Genomic DNA, 20,017 nt, shown 5'->3' on the forward strand with positions numbered 1-20,017 from the left:
TGCGGTCGTGGTGACAGGTCACAGCTCGAACATCGCCTCGAACCACTCGGTCTCGAACGCCAGGCCGATGCGGTCGAGGAGGCGGCGGTAGGCGGCCGTGGCCGGTGCGTCGACGTCGATGACCTCCAGGTGGCGCTGCTCGGCGTCGATCGCGATGCGCAACAGGGCCTCGACGTCCGCGTCGTCGGGCACCCCCGCCGCCATGAACGCGCCGAGGAAGTCCTCGTCGTCGTGCTCGGTAGCGAGCCGACCCACCGTCGCCAGGTCGGCGTCGAACCGCTCGTCGCGGCGAACCGCGACGAGTTGGGGCACCAGCTCGGAAACACCGCAGGACCGCCACGGCGATGCCTGCCGGGCACGGTCGGCGATGGTGTCGGCCAGCCGGGTCGCGGCGGCCGTCTCGGACTCCAACGCCTCCAGGTACTCGCACACCGCGTCACCCGGCACGAGGAGCCACCCCGCGGTGTCGACGGCGGGCAGGCCCGCCGGGTCGACCGGCGGCCAGGTCCGCCACACCTCGCTCGGACCGGCGTCACCGTGCTCCCGCGCGGCCAGCTCCGTGACGTGCCCGGCCGCCCAGGCCTTCGGGCGGCGGACGACCAGGCGACTGGCGCCGCCCACCAGACCGGCCAGCTCGCGCAACCGACCGGCCAGCCAACCGCCGAAATCACGCTCGTGGACCAAGGCCTCCGCGAGGGCGTACAGGGCTTGGTTGTCGTAGGCGGCGGCCGGACGTGGTGGGCGAGGAAGGACGAACCTGCTGAAATCGGGGTGCGAGGGGGTGGTGGAGACGTCCTCTCCCGGCACGCGGGGCTCACCCGCGCCGAACCAGAGGCACGCCTCCGCGAACTGCTCGCGCGCGTCTTCCGCGGGCTCCGTGGACGACACCTCCTCGACGCGCCCGGACACGCCCACCAGGAACACCGATCGCGTCACCGGCTCGTCCACGTCCGCCACCGGGTCGCCGTCGGCGACCATCACCGGCGCGTAGACGCACCAGCCGCCCAGGATGCGGTCCGCCGTCAGGTCTTCGGTGGGGTAGTCCTGCCCGTCGGTCCGGATCCGCTCCACCACCAGGGAGATCGCCTGCGCCGCGTCCATCCGCCCCACCCTCTCGCGCGCTGCTCCGGCAGCCCTGTGGCGAGCCGCACGGGTTGGCCGCTCGACAACGTAGCGGATCGGGAACCGGCCGTGCGCCGGAACGGGAAGTCCCGGCGCACGGCGACGTCAGCCCTCCGGCGGTTCGGCGTCGCCGGTCGGCGCGGCCGCCAGTCGGTCGCGCCGGGTCTTCAGCAGGCTCACCACCGTCGTGACGGCCAACACCGAGACGATGACGCCGAGCGAGACCCAGTTGTCGATCTCGGGGATCCCGGTGAGGTGCCTGCCGCCGTTGATGAACGGCAACTCGTTCTCGTGCAGGGCGTGCAGCACCAGCTTCACACCGATGAAGCCGAGGATGACCGCCAGGCCGTAGGACAGGTAGACGAGCTTCTCCGCGAGTCCGCCCAGCAGGAAGTAGAGCTGCCGCAGTCCCATCAGCGCGAAGGCGTTGGCGGCGAAGACCAGGTACGCGTCCTGCGTGATGCCGAAGATCGCCGGGATGGAGTCGACCGCGAAGACGAGGTCGGCGCCGCCGATGGCGACGACCACGATGAACATCGGCGTGAGCAGGCGGCGGCCGTCCTGCCGGACCGTCAGCCGTGCGCCGTGGTACTCGTCGGTCACCGGGAACAGCTTGCGGACGAGCCGCACGAGCCCGCCGTTGGCGTCGTACTCCTGGTCGCCCTGACCGCTGACCGCGAACTTCACCGCGGTGTAGATCAGGATCCCGCCGAACAGCCAGAAGATCCAGCTGAACTGCTCGACCGCCTCGGCGCCGACGGCGATGAAGAACCCGCGCATGACCAGCGCCATCACGATGCCGATGAGCAGCACCCGGTGCTGGTGCACGACGGGCACGGCGAAGTTCGTCATGATGATCATGAAGATGAACAGGTTGTCGACGCTCAGCGAGTACTCGGTCAGGTACCCGGTGGCGAAGCTCGCGGCCTGGTCGCCACCGCCGGCGATCCAGACACCGACGCCGAACGCGACGGCGCAACCGACGTAGAAGACCACCCACCTGGCGGCTTCGCGCGCGCCGACCTCGTGGGGCTTGCGGCCGACGACGACCAGGTCGGCGAGGATCAGGACGACCAGACCGGCGATGGTCGCCGCCCACAGCCAGGCGGGCACGGACATGGGTGGTGGCACGGGTTCCTCCGACAAGGCGTCGACGCGTCTGCCGGAGGTCTTCTCCGCCCGGACGGACCCGGACCGGCCACACCGGAACCCATGGGGGTCCGTGATGACGACATGGCCGCGAAGGAGTACTCCCCTCCCCTAACGACCGCAGTTTAGCGGGTGATGTGACACCTCCGTGCGATGAAGCGACACCCAGGCCTACACCATGGCCAGTCCGACGATGGTGGTCACCGCGTTCCGCGGCACCGAGCCGGTGTTCACCGGCCACAGCGGGGCACTGGCGATGCTCGCCGCGGCCTGGCTGCACTTCGAGGACCCCCGGCTCTCCGCGCAGGGCGTGTACACCTTCGGCCAACCGCGCACCTGCGACAACGCGCTGGCCGACGCCTACGACCGCGCCTTGGAGGGCCGCACGTTCCGGGTGGTCAACAACAACGACGTCGTCGCCCAGGTCCCGCCCGAGCCGGTGTTCCGCCACGTCAAGGGTTTGCGCTACATCGACTCCGCCGGTCGTGTGCACGAGTCCATGCCCGTGGTGTCCAACCTGTTCGACCGCGCCAAGGGCATGACCGCCGACCCGCCGGCACCCGGCAGCGACGGCCTCCGCGACCACTCGATGAAGGCCTACGTGGCCGCCCTGGAGAAGAACCTGCCCTGACCGGGGGCACCGACGACCGTCGTCGGTCCACATCGGACGGTCGAGGTGTCACCACGTCACGTGCAGGCTGTGCACGCCGTAGATGTCCTGGTTGTCGCGCAGCGGCACGGCCTCGGGCGGCACGGCCAACCGCAGGCCGGGGAACCGGGCCAGCAGCGCGGGGAACGCCACCCGCAGCTCGACCCGGGCGAGCTGCTGGCCCAGGCACTGGTGGATGCCGTGCCCGAACGCGACGTGCCCGGTGGCCGAGCGCCGCAGGTCGAGCCGGTCGGGGTCGGGGAAGACCTCGGGGTCGCGGTTGGCGGCGTTCACCGCCAGGGCGACCGTCTCCCCGGCCTTGACCACCTGGCCGTCCAGCTCGACGTCCGCCAGCGCGGTGCGCACACCGGTGGGCGTGATGGTCAGGTAGCGCAACAGCTCTTCGACGGCCCGGCCGGTCAGGCCCGGGTCGTCGCGCAGCGCGGCCAGCTGGTCGGGGTGGGTCAGCAGTGCGAACGTGCCGAGCCCGATCATGTTCGCGGTGGTGTCCAGACCGGCGCCCAGCAGCAGCGCGGCGACGGCGGCGAGCTCCTCGTCGGTGAGGTCGGTCGTGGTCAGGTCGCCGAGCAGGTCGTCGGTCGGTTCGGCGCGCTTGGCCTGGACCAGGCCGTACAGCATGCCGCCGAGCCCGTTCATCGCCTCGACGTTCTGCTCCTGGGTGGCGTTGAGGTCGTTCAACGTCGCGGTGTGCTTGAGGAAGAAGTCCCGTTCGTCGTAGGGGACGCCGAGCAGCTCGCAGATCGTCAACGCCGGCAGGGGTTGCGCGTAGGCCTCGACGAGGTCCACCGGCGGGCCTTGGCGTTGCATGGCGTCGAGGTGGTCGGCGGCGATCTGCTCGACCCGTTCGGTGAGCAGCCGCATCCGGCGGACGGTGAACTTGCCGGTGAGCAGCTTGCGGTAGCGGGTGTGCCGTGGCGGGTCCATGCCGATGAAGTCGCCGGGCGCGGCGGGCGGGAACCGCTGCCCGTCGGCCACGGCGGCCCTGGGCTGGGGTGAGTGCATCAGCTCGTACCGGGAGCTGAACCGGGGATCGGCCATCACCGCCCGGCCCAACCGGTGTCCGGTGACGAGCCACCCCTCGTGCCCGTCGGGGAACACCATCCGGGTCAACGGCCGCAGCCGCGCCAACCCTTCGGCGGGGTCGAACGGACGGCCCGCGGGGCGTGCCGTGGGCAACGCGGTCACGATCTCGGTCATGCGCTGCTCCCCCTGTCGCACCTGATCTTCAGGACGAGCCGAACGCTAGGGTTGCGCTCGGAACGCGCGCAACCGGCGAATCGGGAGCCGACCCCGTTTTCCGAGCTGAAGCGCCCGGAACAGTTGCAACAGGCTTGAGACCGAATGCAACAGGTACGTCCGGCGCGTTGCAATGACCCAGGACTGAACGCATACTCCCGGCAGTGGCCCGACGAGGAGGTGGGATGCCGTGCCCGGAGCCAGGCTCACCGCGCGGGACCGCCAGGACATCGCGGCCGGGTTGGCCGACGGGCTCACCTACGCCGAGATCGCCAAGCGGCTCGACCGGCCCACCTCGACCGTCACGCGCGAGATCGCCCGCAACGGCGGCCCGTCCGGGTACCGACCGCTCCAGGCGGAGCTGGCGACCCGGCGGCGCGCGCGTCGAAGCGCACCGAGCCGGGCCGCCACCGCACCGCGGACCGAGCCGGCACGCGACTCGGACGCCGTGCGCGCGGTCGAGGAGCAGTTGACCGCCGCGCTCGTCGACGAGGGGTTGCCGCGGCTGACGGCCAGGGTGCTCGTCTGCCTGTTCACCACCGACTCCGGCAGCCTCACCGCCGCCGACCTGGTCGAGCGGCTGCGCGTCAGCCCCGCGTCGATCTCGACGGCCATCCGCTACCTGGAGGGGCAGCAGCTGGTCACCCGCCGACGTGACGGCGGTAGCCGACGGGACCGGTACCACATGGACGACGACACCTGGTACCGCGCGATGCTGGCCACCGCCACCAGGAACGCGCTGATGGCCCGGACCGTCCGCGAGGGGGCCGAGGCCCTCGGCTCCGCCACGTCCGCGGGCCGGCGCCTCCAGGACGTCGGCGAGTTCCTGGAACACCTCCACGACAACCTCGTGCGCACCGCCGAGCAGTTGCGCCGGGAGCAGGCGGCACGACGGTCCCGCTGACGGTCGGGTTCGGGCGTCTCGGGCGGCACCGACCGCTACGAGATCACCCAGCGCGTAGCGGGCGCGGAGATCCTGCCCGGTGGCAGACTCCACTTTGGACGCACGAGGGCGCCTTCCCGGGGCCTACAATCGAGTCGCGCCGCGGCCGGCCGGTGACCGTGGCGCACCGCAACGAACTGCCCGTGCCGACCGTCGCGCGTTCGCCGCCGACGACAGCCGCGTCCCGCGCACGCTCCGCACCGACCTGCCGAGCCGGCGACGGTCGGACGCCACCAGGGTGCGCGACTTCTCCTTCCGCGTCGGGCGGATGCACGGCGGGCACGGTGGCTCATCGACGGGCTGCCGTTCGACCCGGCCCGCACCGATGTCCCGGTCGGTCTCGGCGACGTCGAGGTGTGGCGGCCACAACGCCGAGCACGAGGACATGGGCATGATGGCCAACCTGGAGGTCGTCCGGGGCGTCCGCGGCCGGAGCTCGCGACCGGTGCCGCGGCTATAGCCATCCGTTATCACGAGGCCGGGGCCGCGGCGGCGTCGGCCAGGAAGTCCACGAACTCCTCCAGGTCGGCGGCGAAGGCGTTCTCGCGGGACCAGACGGCCTCGTAGGAGATCTCCACGGGGTTGCCCCCTCGGACCAGGGGGCGGCAGCTCGCGTGCTGACGGGTGATCTTGGAGCGGGGCAGCAGGGCGGCGCCCACGCCCAGGCCCGCCCACTCGTCCAGCACGCGGTGGCTGGCCGCCTCGCCGGGGTAGGTGCGCAGCGCCAGGTCGTTGCTGTGGAAGAGCCTGGTGGTGAACGTGGTCAGGCCGCACGTGTCGGGGACGAGGATGTAGTCGGCGTCGGCGGCGGCGCCCAGTTCCAGCGGTCCGTCGGCGCCGGGGGCGGCGGCCGGGTCCACGACGACCATCGGCTCGCTGGCGATGACCCGGTGGCGGTAGGCGGGCATGGCCTCGACCGCGGGCACCAGCAGGACGTCGAGGTCGCCCGCCTGCAACGCCCCGCGCAGCAGGTCGAGGTCCGATTCCCGCAGCACCAGGTCACGCGGGTCGGACAGCCGCCGGGCGGCGTCGAAGGCGCAGGCCACCAGGTCGGACCCGATCAGCGGCGAGACGCCCATGCGGATGGTGCCGGTGGCGGGCCGGGCCAGCCGCCGCGCCTCGGCCACGACGGAGTCCAACGCCGCCAGCGCCCGGTCGATCAGCGGCAGGACGCGAGCGCCCTGGGCGGTGGGTTGGACGCCGCGCGGGGAGCGGTCGAAGAGCTTGACGCCGAGTTCCTCCTCCAGCCTCGCCACGCCGTTCGACAGCGCGGGTTGGGTGACGCCGTAGTCCCGCGCCGCGGCGCTGAAGGACTTCGTCCGCGACACCGCCAGCGCGTAGCGCAGTCCCTCGATGTTCATCCCGAACCCACTTCGGTCATAACGACCGACTATAGGGGCATTCAGCGGGAGCCTCTACCGCGCCTGGGTGGGCGGTTCTACCGTCGCCTCGTGCGCTGACCGTCAGGAGTGATCTTCGTGTCGCAGGATCGCCGCTCGGCCCACCGGGCCGCGCGGGTGGTGGAGCCGGGCGGGCCGGTGCTCCTCGCGCCGGTCGAGGCGCGCGCGCCCGGACCGGGCGAGGTGCGGCTGGACGTCGTCGCGTCGGGGATCTGCGGAGCCGACGCGGGCACGGTCGCGGACCCCTCCCCGGCGAACGGGTTCCCCGTCACCCCGGGCCACGAGGTGGCCGGTGTGGTCGCCGAACTGGGGCCGGACGTGCGGGGCTGGGACATCGGTGAACGGGCGGGTGTCGGCTGGTTCGGCGGCAGCTGCGGCTCGTGCCCGGCCTGCCGGTCGGGTGACGTGGTCCACTGCCCGCGACGCCGGATCCCCGGCCTGTCCTACCCCGGCGGTTGGGCGTCCAGCATCACCGTCCCGGTCAACGCCCTGGTCCACATCCCGGACGGGCTCACCTCGGCGGAGGCCGCGCCCTTCGGCTGCGCCGGCGTGACCACGTTCACCGCGCTGCGGGACGGCGGCGCCGAGCCGGGTGATCGCGTCGCCGTGGTGGGTATCGGCGGGCTCGGGCACCTGGCGGTGCAGTTCGCCGCCGCCATGGGCTTCGAGACGGTGGCCGTCGCCCGGGGCGAGGAGAAGCGGCGGGCGGCCACCGAGCTGGGCGCGCACCACTACGTCGACGCTTCCCGCGAGGACGCCGGGCGAGTGCTGCGCGACCTCGGCGGGTGCCGGCTGATCCTGTCCACCGCGTCGAGCAGCGAGCCGTTGGCCGGGCTCGTCACCGGGTTGGCGCCGCACGGCCGCCTCACCGTCGCCGGCTTGGACGGCACCCCGGTGCGACTGCCGCTGGGCGACCTCGTCATGCACGCCCGCAGCGTCACCGGCCACCTGACCGGCAACCCGGTCGACACCGAGCAGGCCATGCGCTTCGCCCTGGCGGGCGGTGTCCGGCCGCACGTGCGTACCGCGCCGCTGGAGCACGTGGACGAGGCCTTGAAGATCCAGCAGGCCGGCCAAGCCCGGTTCCGCATGGTCCTGCTCCCCACCGCCTGACCCGGACACGAAGTGGAGTCGCACATGCCGCACGCCGACGACCGGCCCGTCGTGGTGGTCGGGGCGGGAGCCTCGGGACTGGCCGCGGCCGCCGTCCTGGCCGACGCCGGGTGCGACGTCCTGTGCCTGGAGGCCCGCAACCGCCCCGGCGGCCGCCTCCTCAGCATCCGCGCCGACAGCACCCGCCCCGACAGCACCGGCACCACCCAACCCGGCAGCACCCACCCCGACGGGACCGGCGCCGGCGGGGAGGACGCGCTCGACCTGGGGGCCACCTGGTTCTGGGACGGCGAGCAGCGGGTGCAGGACCTCGTCGCCCGTCTCGGTCTCGACACCTTCGCGCAGCACACGGCGGGCAGCGCGATCTTCCAGGACGCCAAGGGCACCCACCGGTTGCAGGGCAATCCCATCGACGGCCCCGCCCACCGCTACACCGCGGGCGCCGACGCCCTGACCGACGGACTGGCGGCCACCCTGCCCGCCGGCGCGCTGCGCCTGAACACCCCCGTGACGGCGATCCGCGCCACCACCGGCGGCCTGGCCGTCCAGACCGCCGACACGACCCACGTGGCGGGCCACGTGGTCCTGGCCGTGCCGCCCGCCCTGGCCCTGGCCCGCATCGACTTCGGCGACGCACTGCCGACCGACCTCGTCGGCCTGGCCCGCGCCACCCCCGTGTGGATGGGCGCGGTCGTCAAGGTCATCGCCGTCTACCCGGACGCGTTCTGGCGCCACGACGGCCTCGCCGGCGCGGCCTTCAGCTACACCGGTCCCCTCCAGGAACTCCACGACATGTCCGGTCCCCTGGGCCACCCGGCGGCGTTGTTCGGGTTCGGCACCGCCACCGCCACGACCACCTCGACGGGGCCCGCCTTCCGACAGGCCGTCATCGAGCAGCTCACCGAGCTGTTCGGTCCGGCGGCGGCCCGCCCCAGCGCCCTGCACGTCCACGACTGGAGCACCGAGCACTGGACCTCGCCACCCGACGTGCACCGGCTGAACAACTACAGCCTCTTCGGCCACCCCCGGTACCGGCAGCCGGCCCTGGACGGGCGGCTCCACTGGGCGTCCACGGAGACCACCGACTACACCGGCCACCTCGAAGGCGCCCTCGCCGGCGGGCAGCGCGCCGCCCGCACCGTCCTGAGCGCCCGCTCCTCCCCGGACCCCGCTCCCACCACACCCAGGTGATCACATGTACGAGGTCGAAGCACTGCTGCGCGAGTACGACCACGCCCGCGCCTACACCGACGAGCTCTGGCGGGACCTCAGCCCGGACGAGGTGACCTGGCGGCCGAGCGAGGACTCCAGCGCCATCGGCTGGCACCTCGGCCACCAGGCCCACGTCGCCCACTTCATGATCCGCAACCTCACCGCGGCCGAGCCGAGCCCCGACCCCGAGCTGGACGCGCTGATGGACTCCGCGCAACCCGAGCGGTTCCGCGGCGCGCTGCCCACCATCCAGCGGCTCACCCGGTTCCGCGACACCGTCACCGAACGCGTGCACGCCCGGATGAACGCCATCGCCACCGGTCGCGTCGCCGCCCCGGAGCAGCTCACCGTCGTCGCCACCCACCTCCTGGTGGCCCTGATCAACCACGAGTACCAGCACGACCAGTGGATCGGCGAGGTCCGCGCCAACGACCTCGGCCACGCCCTCCCTCCCGACCCGGACACCGGTCGGGTCGCCCGCCTGGACGGGTACCTCGTCCTCAACCCCCTCGCTGTGTGAGCCGATCGACCTGGCGGCGGCGTCCGATCGTCGAGTGATCGGTCGACGCACGGCCGTTCGCCCGTTTCGCCCTCATGGACAGTCCGCAAGGGCAGCAACCGGGGGCCCTGACGGGTGAACGTCGGGACATTCCGGCGTACGCGGCCTCGGCCGGAGACTCGTGATCACCGTCACCGTCACCGTCACCCAGGTCGATTGGGGCTCCACCCATGGAAGAGATCTTCCGGTTCCTGCTCCTGCACCCACCCGCCCCCGCGACCGCGGTCGACGTGATGGCCTCGGACGACTTCGCGGCGGCGCTGGCCAAGGCGCACGACGCCCCGGACCGGAAGACGGCGTTGAAGGCCGCGGCCGCGCGGCTCGTCGCGAACGAGCGTGGTCTCACCGACCTCGGGAAGCTGGCCAACGCGACCGCCCTGTGGCGCACCGAACGGGCCTTGCGCGGTATGGGCGACCCCACCCGGGCGGACGTCGAGGAGGCCGTGGCGGACGGGTTCGGCGAGCCCCTGTCCCAGGTGGTCGGGGCACCGGCGTTCGCCGCCGACCGCGAACTGCTGGCCGACAACCTCATCGCGGCGAAGCTGCTGTCCCGGGACGGCGCCGTCGAGGCGCGCACGATGGAGGACCTGCTGCGGCTGATGGCCGTGCTCGACCGGGTGGCGGCCGGCGACCCGGCGCTGGACGAGGCGGGCGCGGTCGGCGCCGCCCTGAACCGGCCGACGGCGATCGGCCGGGCCGTCCCCGGACCGCGCCGCGACCTGCCCGAGGAGCAGCAGCCGCGGCGGCCCGAGCCGGACACCGACGCGGAACGGGAGCGGATCCGCGCGCGGATCGGCGCCCTTGAGTCCCTCAGCGACACGCTCACCGCCGTGGCCCCCGATGCCTTCGCCGCGCCCGAGGAACCGCAGAGCACGCCCTCACCCGGGCGGCCCGCCGCGGCGGAGACCCTCCGCCGGGCGATCACCGAACGGGTGCGCGCGGGAGAGGTCGAGCGCATCGAGACCGGGCCGGTGCACGCGGTCGTGCGCGCACTGGCCGACGTGCAGTCGTCCGCGGTCGAACCCGGCGAGCAGCACCCGCCAGCCGCCCGGCTCCTGCTCAGCCGGACCGCCGTCGCGGAGCTGCCCCAGTCGCACCGGGCCACCTTGGAATCCCTCGCCCTGAGCCTCGAACGCACCCCGCTGCCCGCAGCGCTGAAGTCCGTCGAGGGCGAGCTCACCACCCTGTACGGCCGGCTCGCCGAACTGGACAACGGCGCCACCTCGTACACCTTGATCGGCTCGCAGCTCTACGACACGGGTGCGCTCGCCAAGACCGAGAACAGCAAGTCCGGGCTGCCCCAGCCGGTGCCGGAGAGCCACGGCACCATCAAACCCGTCGGCGTCGGCGACCTGCTGGTCGTGCGCCAGCAGCTCAAGGGCTACCGCGGCGGCGAGGTCGCCCACATCGAGAACGTGCTCAAGGGCGAGTCCAAGAAGCGGTCGACTTTGCGCAGGCAGGAGACCGAGGAGACCGCCACGGTCGAGCACGAGATCACCAAGGTCGAGGAGCGCGACACCCAGACCACCGAGCGGTTCGAGATGCAGCGCGAGGCCGCGGAGGTGGTCAAGAACGACATCACCTTCAAGGCGGGCCTGGCGCTCAGCGCCTCCTTCGGGCCGGCCGTGGAGTTCAAGGCCTACACCGACTTCGCCATGAACCACGTCAAGCAGGAGTCCACCAAGACCGCGACGAACTACTCCAAGGAGGTCACCAGCCGCGCCTCGTCCAAGGTGTCCGAACGCCACCGCGAGGTGCGCGTCCTGCGCACGCTGGAGATCTTCGAGGAGCGCAACGAGCACGGCGTGGACAACGCCGCGGGCGAGGGCCACGTCGTGGGCGTCTACCAGTGGGTCGACAAGGTCTACGAGGCGCAGGTCTTCAACTACGGCAAGCGGATGATGTTCGACATCATGGTGCCCGAGCCCGCCGCGTTCTGGATCCACGCGCACGCGCACAAGCCCCAGCCCGGCGCGACCCTCGAAGAACCGGAGCCGTTCACGCTCGAACCGGTCCAGATCACCGAGGCCAACTACGGCATCTACGTCAAGCGCTACCAGGTGGCCGGGCTGAAGCCGCCGCCGGAGCCGTACACCACGGTGTCCAAGACGTTCGAGGGCATGGTGCCTCTTGAGGACGAGAGCGGCACGAAGGTCGCCGACGTGCCCATCCCGGACGGCTACCAGGCGATCACCGGCCACGCGCTCGTGATCACGAACCGCTGGCTTCCCGATTTCGAGGACGATTGGGCCGTGGTCGTCGTCATCGGCAAGCGACAGTGGGGGCGGAGGAAGAACAGCTTCATCAACAACTACTACACGCTGGACAACGAACGCGGTTCGGTGCCCCTCACCGTGCACTCCCACGGCTGCCGCACCTGGACGGTGGCCGTCGAAGTCGACTGCCAGCGGACCCAGCGCGCCTACCGCACCTGGCAGTTGGAGACCCACGCCGCCATCCAGCAGGCGTACCTGAAGCTCCAGCGCGACTACCGCGACGAGCTGGCCGCGCTGGAGGTGCAGGCCGCCAACGACATCCAGGGCCGCAACCCGGCGGAGAACCGGATCATCGAGCGCACCGAGCTGCGCAAGCAGGCCATCAGCGTGTTCACCGCGCAGCACTACGACCTGTTCGGCGCGATCGGCCACTCGCCGGAGGGCTACCCGCAGCCCCACCTCCACGAGGCCGACGCCGAGGGCCGCTACATCCGCTTCTTCGAGCAGGCCGTCGAGTGGGAGCACATGATGTACCTGTTCTACCCCTACTACTGGGGGCGCAAGAACGGGTGGCGGACGAAGGCCCTGCTCCAGGACGTCGACACGCAGTTCGCCGAGTTCCTCAAGGCGGGTTCGGCCCGGGTGGTGGTCCCGATCCGGCCCGGTTTCGAGGCCGCCGTCGCCCACTTCCTCGACACCGGGGAGATCTGGGAGGGCGCCGACCCGCCGACGCTGACCAGCCCGCTGTACGTGAGCATCATCGACGAGATCAAGGAGCGCACCCAGGCGCCCGGCGCCGAGATCGCGCAGGGCGACCCGTGGGAGGTGCGCCTGCCGACCACCCTGGTGCGGCTGCGACCGGACGACTCGCTGCCGACGTGGACCAAGCAGCCCGACGGGACCTGGCTGGAGGACTGATGGCCAAGCCCCCGCGTTACCGCATCCACCCGGCGATCGGCGTCGCACGGGTCGGCGACGCCGCCGCGGACGAGTTCTTCCTCGGACCCGAGGTGCCCGACCGGCCCGCCCGCATGGGCGAGTCGGGCACCGGGAAGACGGTGCCGCCGCACAAGGTCGGCGGCCGGATCCGCCGCCAGGCGCAGCGCTTCCGGGTCTTCGAGTACACCGAGTCCGGTGGCGTGTGGACCGCGTCGCGGGAGATCACCGCGGACCTGGCCGACGTCGCCGACCTGACGTGGACGGTGGACCTGGCCAACCGCAAGGCGTCGTTCTTCGAGTTCGACGGCCTGTCCGGCTCCCCGCTGCTGCCCCGGCAGCCCAAGCGGGTCCGCCGCAACGAGGCTCAGACCGACCGCCGCAAGCTGCGGATCGTCCCCGGCCCGCGGTCGATCGCCGGGCGCACGGCCGGGCCGGTCCAGTTCCGCAAGGGCACCTCCGCCAACCCGGCGGCCGAGCAGTGGCCCGACCCGGCGCCCTCGCCCGCGCTGGAGTACCTGGGCGAGCTGCGCACCGACGCCAAGGGCAGGCTGATCGTCATCGGCGGTGCCGGCGTGGTCGCCAAGCAGGCAGGCGCACCGGACATCACGGGGTACGCGAACAACGACATGTGGTTCGACGACGTCTCCGACGGCCCGGTGAACGCGGTGCTCCGGCTCCGCGTGGGCGGCGGGATGACGACCGTGCCGGTGCGGGGCGCGTGGGTGCTGGTCGGCCCGCCGGACTTCGCACCGGCCATCCCGCCCACCGTCACGCTCTGGGACGTCCTGGTCGACCTGGCCGTCCGCCGGATCCCGCTGCCCGGGGACGAGGCGGTGTTCCGCACGGGCGGGGCGCTGGCACGGCTCACCGCGATGGCGAAGGACCTCAAGCACGGCACGTCCCTGTCGCGCTACAAGCCGTCGTTCGACGAGGACGTCGCGCCGATCCTGCGCCAAGCCGTCCTGCCGGGGTGGGTGTTCGACCAGTTGCAGGGCTTCCACACGTCCATGGGCGCCGGCGGCCTGCCCGCCGCGCAGTGGGAGGCGCTGTCCGATCCGGTGAAGCCGAACACCGCGCGGCTCGCCGTGTTCCGGCGGTTGCGCAAGCCCGGCACGGCGGGCCTGGGCGCGGACACCATGCCCCAACTGCTGGGCGACGACCCGTACAACAAGCTGAGGACCAGACGCTGGGGCCTGTCGCTCACCACCACCCAGTACGCGATCATGCGGGCCTGGGCCGAGGGCGACTTCGTCAGGTCGGCGCTGCCGTCGGCGTCGCTGCTCACCCCGACCGGGCCAGGGTCGGTGACACCCGACGGGCTGGACCGCGCGGCGGCGCAGTCCGTGTCCGGCGGCGCCTTCTACCCCGGCATCGAGGTCGGCTGGCAGATCCGGGAGCCGGAGCTGTTCGCCGAACCGTTCCGGATCAAGCACGGCGCGCCCTCGAAGTACGTCGGCGACGCCCGCGGCCGCACCGTGGTGGCCGGGCACTTCACCCGGCAGATGGCGCTGCCGTGGATCGCGGACTTCCTGCAGTGCAAGGTCGAGGAGCAGAGCGTCACCAGGACCGACTGGGGCTGGTGGCCGTCCCAGCGCCCGGACGCGGTGTACGCGACGACGGCCGACGCCCTGGCCGCCGGGTCGATGGTGCACTGGCACCGCGCCACGGTCGGCGCGTCGTCGGACTGGCCGGGCGACGCGCACGAACCCAGTCCCCGGTCGAGCGACATGCCGTCCTACCACCAGATGCTGGACAACTGGACCAAGCTCGGCTTCGTCGTGCCGGGAGCGGGCGTGTTCGCCGAGACCGAACGCGGCGGCGCCGTCCCGTGAGCGGTCGTCACGACGTGGTGGTGGTCGGCGCGGGCCCGGCCGGTGCGTGCCACGCGCTGGCCGCCGCCCGCGCCGGGGCGTCGGTGCTGCTCGTCGGTCCCCCGGCGCGGCACCGTCGGCACACCGTGGAGCTGCTCACGGCCGGGGCGCACGACGCGGTGGCCGGGTTGGGGGTGGTGGGCTTGCCGGCGCGTCCCTGTGCCGGGGTGCTCGCGAGCTGGGGCGGCGCGGTCGTCGACAAGCCGGCGCTGCGCACGCCCGGTGGCGCGGGCTGGATCGTGGACCGCACCGCCCTGGATCCGGCGCTCGTGGCCGCCGCGGTGTCGGCCGGGTGCACGTGGGTCCCGGCGAAGGCCCAGGGCGTCGAGCGGGACGGTGGCGCTTGGCGCGTGCGGGTGGGCGGTGAGTGGCGGCGTGCGGACCGCGTGGTGCTCGCCACCGGCCGCACCGCGCGGCTGCCCCGGCTCGGCATCACGCGCGAGGTCACCCACCGGATGACCGCGTTGACCGGCTGGGTGGACGCCCGGCTGCCGGGGTTGGGCGACCGGCTGCACGTCACCGCGGCGCCCGGCGGTTGGTGGTACGCGATCGGCTGCGGTGCGGGGACCGCGCTGGGCCTGTGCACGGACACCGACCTGCTGCGCACGGTCGACCGGTTCGCCTGGGCCGGGCACCGGGTGGACACCTGGCACCGCTCGGCCACCACCGCGCGGACGACCGGCCCGGCGCCTCCCGGCGTTGCGGTCATCGGGGACGCGGCGCTCGCCGCGGACCCGCTGTCGGGGCAGGGCCTGGCGTTGGCGGTGGAAGGCGCCGTGCTGGCCGCCGACGACCCGACCGGCTATCCCGACTGGCTCGCCCGGGCGACGGCGGCGCACGCGGCCGGTGCGCGGGCGGTCTACTCGGCCGCGGGCCTCGACGGTCCGTTCTGGCGGCGGCGTGCCGGCGGTCGGCCGTCCGTCGCGGGCAGCGCCTGAGGCGCCGACCTGACGGCAGGCGGTCCGCCTTTCGGCTGTGCCGCACGGAAACCCGGCCGCACGGAAACCCGGCCTCACGGCCGAGGTCGTTGCTACGATGCCGGGTCGGAACCTGGGCGGGGGCGTTGGCCATGACGCTGTACTCGGAGTTGGACGCGGCCATCGAGCGCGACGACGGGGCGCCGGTCGTGGCGTGGGCGCGCGCGGTGCTGGACGGGGTGCTGACCGACCGGCTCGGGGTCGGGGTCGTGCGCCACCCGTTGGGGTTCCTGTGCGTGCCGGCTCACCGTGACGGCCCCGAAGGGGTGTGCGTGCACCTCTGGGAAGCCCGGTCCGCTTCGGCGGCACCGATCACGTCCGTGCCGCACTCCCACAGCTGGGACCTGTCCAGCTGGGTGGCCGCGGGCGCGCTGCACAACCGGACCATCCGGGTCGTCGACACCGACGACGCGCCGACGCACCGGGTGTTCGACGTGCGCAGCGGGCCGGAGGGCGACCACGTGCGGCCGACCTCGCGACTGGTCCGGACCGAGGTGGAGCGGACCCTCGTGCACCGCGCCGGTGAGCGGTACCGCCTGTCGGCCGGGATCTTCCACGAAACGGTGGTGCCCGACGAGGCCGACGTGGTGGTGACCGTCGCGCTGGGGTGGACGCGGGCCGCCATGCCCAACCTGTCGCTGGGCGACCCGGACGCCGGCGAACACCGGGTGGTGCGGCGGTTGTGCGAACGGGACGAGGCCGTGCGGGTGGCGTCGATCGGGTTGGCTGCGATCGCGGGCTGAGCCTCACGTCGGCCGGATGGCGCTGACCACCAGGGAACCGCCCCACGTCGGCAGGTGGCGGGCGACCCGTGCCGAACGCAGGTCGCCGAAGCGCGTGCGCCAGACGACGTGGTTGGACCGCAGTGCCGTGGGCGTCAGACCCGCGAGCCGCAGGCCGGTCGCCAGCAGGCCCGCGGTGAACGGGCGGATGTGCAGGTGCAGGTACTCGTGGAACGGGTCGACGTGGCGCGGGGCGTGCCCGAAGAGGAACCGCAGCCGGTCCTGCGGGGTGGCGAGGTTCGGCGTGGTCAGCACGAGCACCCCACCGGGTCGCAGCACGCGGTGGCACTCCGCGAGCAGCGACGCGGGGTCGTAGACGTGCTCGATGACCTCCCCTGCCAGGATCCCGTCCAGCGCACCCGAGCGGAACGGCAGCGGTTCGCCGAGGTCGAGCGCGACGGCCGGCACGCCGGCGCGCAGGGCGGCTCGGCCCGCGTCGAGCACCACGTCGCAGGCGATCGGCCGGGCGCCGCGGCGGGCGAGCACGGCGGAGACCTGCCCACCTCCCGCGCCGAGGTCGGCGACGAGCGGGCGTTCGGCCAGGTCGAGGTGCTCGCCGAGCAGGTCGAGCGCGAGGCGCAGCCGGCGGCGGTGGTAGGAGTCGCGCAGGTAGCCCGCGACCTCGTCGTGGGCGTACCGGCGCCGGTTCGCGGCGGTAGCCCGGCCCTGTGCTCGACCCACGACCGCATGATCGCGCAGAACCGGGGACCGGCACGCTGCCAGTCGGGTGAAGTTCGGTGCCGCGCCTGCCGAAATGGGACGCGGCGGCCGACCCGATCTGGTTCAGTGGCTCGACGAAAGCACGCCGAGGGGAAGCCGACGGATGCGGACCGACCACATCGTGCCGGACCGGACCCGGCTCCTGTGCGCCTGCGGTGACGTGCGCGGACGTGCCGCCACCCGCGTGCCCGTGACGCTCCCCTCCGCGTGGCCGGGTGGTGCGCACCGGCGTGGTCCGTGCCGGAATGGTCCGTGCCGCGTCGGACGGCGGGAGCCGTGACGCGCGGCCGGTCCCGCCGGCCCACCACGTCGGCCCGCGCGCTGCGCTTGGCCCTGGTCCGCTACTCGTTCGCGACCGCGTGCGGCGTGGCGGTGCTGATCAGCGTCGCCCTGATCGCGCGGGACGACGCCCTCACCGCCACGCAGATCTACTCGGCGGTGGGGTTGAACCTGATCGCGAGCGTCGTGTTCGCGCTGGTGTTCGCCACGCTCGCCAACTGGACGCAGGACCGGCACCTGCGGGACACGCTCACCGAGGGCATGGAGGAGGTGGCCGACCGGATCGAGCGGAACATGGCCCGCACGAACCGGTTGTTCCTGCCGTCCAAGCACTACGACGCGCTCAACCCGACCGATGGCTTCGGCGACCCGTACAACGAGGACATGACGCTCGACCTGCAGAAGAGCGGCTTCTTCGCCTTCTACGGCCCGAACGCGCGGTTCGTCGCGGCACGGCTGCTCACCTCGCGCCACCGGCTCCAGCAGATCCGGATCGCGATGATCAACCCCGGCAACCGCAAGGCCATCAGCCGCAGCGCGTCGGACCGGATGTCGACGCCGCGGTTCCGGGGGCGGGCGATCGCGCAGATCGAGCAGGAGCTGGAGAACGAGTTGCTGATGAACCTGGTGTCGCTGTTCGACTGCCGGTGGCTGTGCCCGGTGGAGATCCTCTACAACGAGGACACGGCCGTGTACCGGTACGTGATGCTGGACGAGTCGGTGTACGTGTCGTGGTACCACAGCCCGCAGTCGACCCAGATGGAACTGCCCGAGTCGTACCGCTTCGGCCGGGACTCGTTCCTGTACTCGACCTTCCGCATGGAGCTGATGCGCAAGTTCGAGATCTCGCACCACAAGGTGGTCTTCGAGGCCACCGACGACGACACCAAGCTGACCGCCCACCTGCGCACCCTGACCGGCCGCGAGATCACCGCCGCCGACCTGGCGCGGTGGCGGTCGGAGCAGGAACAGGACAGCGCCGCGTTCCGCCACTACCTGGGCACGCTGCGGCAGTCGTCGGCACACCACCTGTCCCTCGAGGACAGGTCCGACACCTGAACCGCCGCGGCACGTGGAGATCGGCGGACCGCTCGACCGGCACCACGGAGGTCAGTGACCTTCGCGGGCGTTGAGCCGGGCGGCTTGGCGGGTCAGGTGGACGCACTCGGCGAGGTTGGTGGCCTTCCCGGCCGCCTCGGTGTACAGCCGTGCCGCCGTCACCAGGTTGCCGTCGCGCTCGTGGAGGTATGCCGCCACCGCCGTGTGACGGGGAAGCGAGTCGTCCAGCGGCGCGAGTGCCGCCAGGCCGGCCCGCGGTCCGTCCGCCTCACCGACGGCCACCGCGCGGTTGAGGCGGACGACCGGGCTGTCGGTCAGGCGCACGAGCTCGTCGTACCACTCGACGATCTGCACCCAGTCGGTCTCCTCCGCGGTCGGCGCGTCGGCGTGCAGTGCCGCGATGGCGGCCTGGGCCTGGAACTCGCCCAGCCGGTCGCGGGACAGCGCCGCCTGGAGGATCCCGACGCCCTCGGCGATCAACCGGGTGTCCCACCGGCCCCGGTCCTGCTCGGCGAGCGGCACCAGGCTGCCGTCCGGCGCGTGCCGGGCGGCGCGACGGGCGTGGTGCAGCAGCATGAGGGCGAGCAGCCCCGCCACCTCCGGGTGGTCGATCGCGGCCGCGAGCTGCCGGGTGAGGCGGATCGCCTCGGCGGCGAGGTCGACATCACCGGAGTAGCCCTCGTTGAACACCAGGTAGAGCACGCGCAGCACGGTGGCGACGTCGCCGGGCTGGTCGAACCGCACGCCGGCCACGGTGCGCTTGGCCCGGCTGATGCGCTGCGCCATGGTCGTCTCGGGCACCAGGTACGCCTGGGCGATCTGGCGGGTGGTGAGGCCGCCCACGGCGCGCAGGGTGAGCGCGACCGCGGACGACGGCGTCAGCGACGGGTGGGCGCACAGGAAGTAGAGCTGGAGCGTGTCGTCCACCGCCGGCACGGGCTCCGGCGCGGGCTCCTCGTCGACGACGTCCTCACGCCGGCGGCGGGCGGCGTCCGCCCGGGTACCGTCGAGGAACCGGCGCCAGGCGACGGTGACCAGCCAGCCCTTCGGGTCGCGCGGCGGGTCGGCGGGCCAGACGCGGACCGCCTCGACCAGCGCGTCCTGCACGGCGTCCTCGGCCGCCGCGAAGTCGGCTCCGCGGCGGACGAGGATCCCGAGCACGTTCGGCGTGAGGCTCCGGAGCAGGGCCTCGTCCATCCGAGTGGTCACTCCGTGATCGTCGGCGGCGTGGACAGGAACGGGCGCAGCTCCAGCCACTCGTGGATCGGCTTCCCACCCGCGCCCGGAGCGGCCGACAGCTCACCGGCCAGCTCGACGGCGCGGTCGTAGCTGTCGACGTCGATCACCATCCAGCCGGCGATGAGGTCCTTGGTCTCGGCGAACGGGCCGTCGGTGATCGGCGGGCGGCCCTCGCCGTCGTACCGGACGAACGTCCCCTCGGGGGCGAGCGCCTGGCCGTCGACGTACTCACCGGTCTCCTCCAGCCGGGCCGCGAAGTCGCGCATGTACTGCACGTGCGCCGTGATCTCTTCCGGCGTCCACTGGTCCATCGCCACGTCGTTGACCGCTGCCGGGGCGCCGCGGTAGTGCTTGAGCAGCAGGTACTTGGCCATCGGAGTTCTCCTCGGTGCTTGTGCGAGCCATTGTGGTTGCGTTCACCGCAGGGACGGAGCCGGTCACGGGATCTCGACATCGCCGTCCCCCGATTCGAGTGTGACCCGCGTCACACGTGTTGCCGAGGGTGCTCCTGGCCCTCATGACGGCCGGATC

The 20,017-nt window shown here is 72.7% G+C and carries 17 protein-coding genes and 1 pseudogene; 11 read left to right on the forward strand and 7 right to left on the reverse strand.

Translation table 11 applies throughout. The features are described from left to right. Nucleotides 1-18 precede the first annotated feature (18 nt). Nucleotides 19-1,101, reverse strand: a complete 1,083-nt coding sequence (locus AB0K14_RS33105) for a hypothetical protein (protein WP_360457878.1) — start codon at nucleotides 1,099-1,101, stop codon at nucleotides 19-21. Nucleotides 1,102-1,227: 126 nt separating this feature from the next. Beyond that, on the reverse strand, nucleotides 1,228-2,241 hold the full coding sequence (locus AB0K14_RS33110) for a TerC family protein (RefSeq protein WP_360457997.1): 1,014 nt from the start codon (nucleotides 2,239-2,241) through the stop codon (nucleotides 1,228-1,230). Nucleotides 2,242-2,449: 208 nt separating this feature from the next. Here AB0K14_RS33110 and AB0K14_RS33115 point away from each other — a divergent pair, with 208 nt between their 5' ends. Beyond that, entirely contained in the window at nucleotides 2,450-2,902 is a 453-nt protein-coding gene (locus tag AB0K14_RS33115) for a lipase family protein (RefSeq protein WP_360457875.1), read from the forward strand. Between the two features lie 48 nt (nucleotides 2,903-2,950). Here AB0K14_RS33115 and AB0K14_RS33120 read toward each other — a convergent pair whose 3' ends face one another. After that, nucleotides 2,951-4,138: a cytochrome P450 gene (locus tag AB0K14_RS33120; protein WP_360457872.1), complete on the reverse strand. Its 1,188-nt coding sequence runs from the start codon at nucleotides 4,136-4,138 to the stop codon at nucleotides 2,951-2,953. Nucleotides 4,139-4,367: 229 nt separating this feature from the next. Here AB0K14_RS33120 and AB0K14_RS33125 point away from each other — a divergent pair, with 229 nt between their 5' ends. Both AB0K14_RS33125 and AB0K14_RS33130 read left to right on the forward strand, forming a co-directional pair. Continuing rightward, the gene (locus AB0K14_RS33125) at nucleotides 4,368-5,081 is read left to right on the forward strand and encodes a helix-turn-helix domain-containing protein (protein WP_360457869.1); all 714 of its coding nucleotides are present in this window, start codon (nucleotides 4,368-4,370) and stop codon (nucleotides 5,079-5,081) included. A gap of 42 nt (nucleotides 5,082-5,123) precedes the next feature. Beyond that, nucleotides 5,124-5,275: pseudogene (locus AB0K14_RS33130) on the forward strand (multicopper oxidase domain-containing protein); the annotation flags it as partial. 315 nt (nucleotides 5,276-5,590) lie between these two features. Here AB0K14_RS33130 and AB0K14_RS33135 read toward each other — a convergent pair. After that, nucleotides 5,591-6,481 carry a LysR family transcriptional regulator gene (locus AB0K14_RS33135; RefSeq protein WP_360457866.1) on the reverse strand — a complete coding sequence of 297 codons (891 nt, stop codon included), beginning with the start codon at nucleotides 6,479-6,481 and terminating at the stop codon, nucleotides 5,591-5,593. Between the two features lie 117 nt (nucleotides 6,482-6,598). Between AB0K14_RS33135 and AB0K14_RS33140 the strand changes: the two genes are divergently transcribed. The 7 genes from AB0K14_RS33140 to AB0K14_RS33170 all read left to right on the forward strand — a co-directional run bounded on the left by AB0K14_RS33140 (nucleotide 6,599) and on the right by AB0K14_RS33170 (nucleotide 16,150). Next, on the forward strand, nucleotides 6,599-7,633 hold the full coding sequence (locus tag AB0K14_RS33140) for an alcohol dehydrogenase catalytic domain-containing protein (protein WP_360457863.1): 1,035 nt from the start codon (nucleotides 6,599-6,601) through the stop codon (nucleotides 7,631-7,633). A 24-nt stretch (nucleotides 7,634-7,657) separates the two neighbouring features. Then, entirely contained in the window at nucleotides 7,658-8,824 is a 1,167-nt protein-coding gene (locus AB0K14_RS33145; protein WP_360457860.1) for an FAD-dependent oxidoreductase, read from the forward strand. 4 nt (nucleotides 8,825-8,828) lie between these two features. Continuing rightward, on the forward strand, nucleotides 8,829-9,365 hold the full coding sequence (locus AB0K14_RS33150) for a DinB family protein (RefSeq protein ID WP_360457857.1): 537 nt from the start codon (nucleotides 8,829-8,831) through the stop codon (nucleotides 9,363-9,365). Nucleotides 9,366-9,574: 209 nt separating this feature from the next. Further along, nucleotides 9,575-12,538 (forward strand): hypothetical protein, encoded by a 2,964-nt coding sequence (locus AB0K14_RS33155; protein WP_360457854.1) that lies wholly within the window; start codon nucleotides 9,575-9,577, stop codon nucleotides 12,536-12,538. Then, nucleotides 12,538-14,391 carry a LodA/GoxA family CTQ-dependent oxidase gene (locus AB0K14_RS33160; RefSeq protein ID WP_360457851.1) on the forward strand — a complete coding sequence of 618 codons (1,854 nt, stop codon included), beginning with the start codon at nucleotides 12,538-12,540 and terminating at the stop codon, nucleotides 14,389-14,391. The genes AB0K14_RS33155 and AB0K14_RS33160 overlap by 1 nt, the downstream gene beginning before the upstream one ends. After that, nucleotides 14,388-15,368: an FAD-dependent oxidoreductase gene (locus tag AB0K14_RS33165; protein WP_360457848.1), complete on the forward strand. Its 981-nt coding sequence runs from the start codon at nucleotides 14,388-14,390 to the stop codon at nucleotides 15,366-15,368. Before AB0K14_RS33160 ends, AB0K14_RS33165 begins: the two co-directional genes overlap by 4 nt. Before the next feature lie 131 nt (nucleotides 15,369-15,499). Next, on the forward strand, nucleotides 15,500-16,150 hold the full coding sequence (locus tag AB0K14_RS33170; protein ID WP_360457845.1) for a hypothetical protein: 651 nt from the start codon (nucleotides 15,500-15,502) through the stop codon (nucleotides 16,148-16,150). Between the two features lie 3 nt (nucleotides 16,151-16,153). Here the strand turns inward: AB0K14_RS33170 and AB0K14_RS33175 are convergent, their stop codons facing one another. Beyond that, the gene (locus AB0K14_RS33175; protein WP_360457842.1) at nucleotides 16,154-16,870 is read right to left on the reverse strand and encodes a class I SAM-dependent methyltransferase; all 717 of its coding nucleotides are present in this window, start codon (nucleotides 16,868-16,870) and stop codon (nucleotides 16,154-16,156) included. 315 nt (nucleotides 16,871-17,185) lie between these two features. Between AB0K14_RS33175 and AB0K14_RS33180 the strand changes: the two genes are divergently transcribed. Continuing rightward, a complete protein-coding gene (locus tag AB0K14_RS33180; RefSeq protein ID WP_360457839.1) occupies nucleotides 17,186-18,247 on the forward strand; it encodes a hypothetical protein in 1,062 nt (353 codons plus the stop codon). A gap of 51 nt (nucleotides 18,248-18,298) precedes the next feature. On the opposite strand, the gene AB0K14_RS33185 is transcribed toward AB0K14_RS33180, so the two are convergent. Then, the gene (locus tag AB0K14_RS33185) at nucleotides 18,299-19,444 is read right to left on the reverse strand and encodes a DUF6596 domain-containing protein (RefSeq protein WP_360457994.1); all 1,146 of its coding nucleotides are present in this window, start codon (nucleotides 19,442-19,444) and stop codon (nucleotides 18,299-18,301) included. 8 nt (nucleotides 19,445-19,452) lie between these two features. Then, nucleotides 19,453-19,860 carry a YciI family protein gene (locus AB0K14_RS33190; RefSeq protein WP_360457836.1) on the reverse strand — a complete coding sequence of 136 codons (408 nt, stop codon included), beginning with the start codon at nucleotides 19,858-19,860 and terminating at the stop codon, nucleotides 19,453-19,455. Between the last annotated feature and the right edge of the window lie 157 nt (nucleotides 19,861-20,017).

This window comes from Actinosynnema sp. NPDC050801 (genome assembly GCF_040673975.1).
Taxonomy (GTDB): Bacteria; Actinomycetota; Actinomycetes; order Mycobacteriales; family Pseudonocardiaceae; genus Actinosynnema.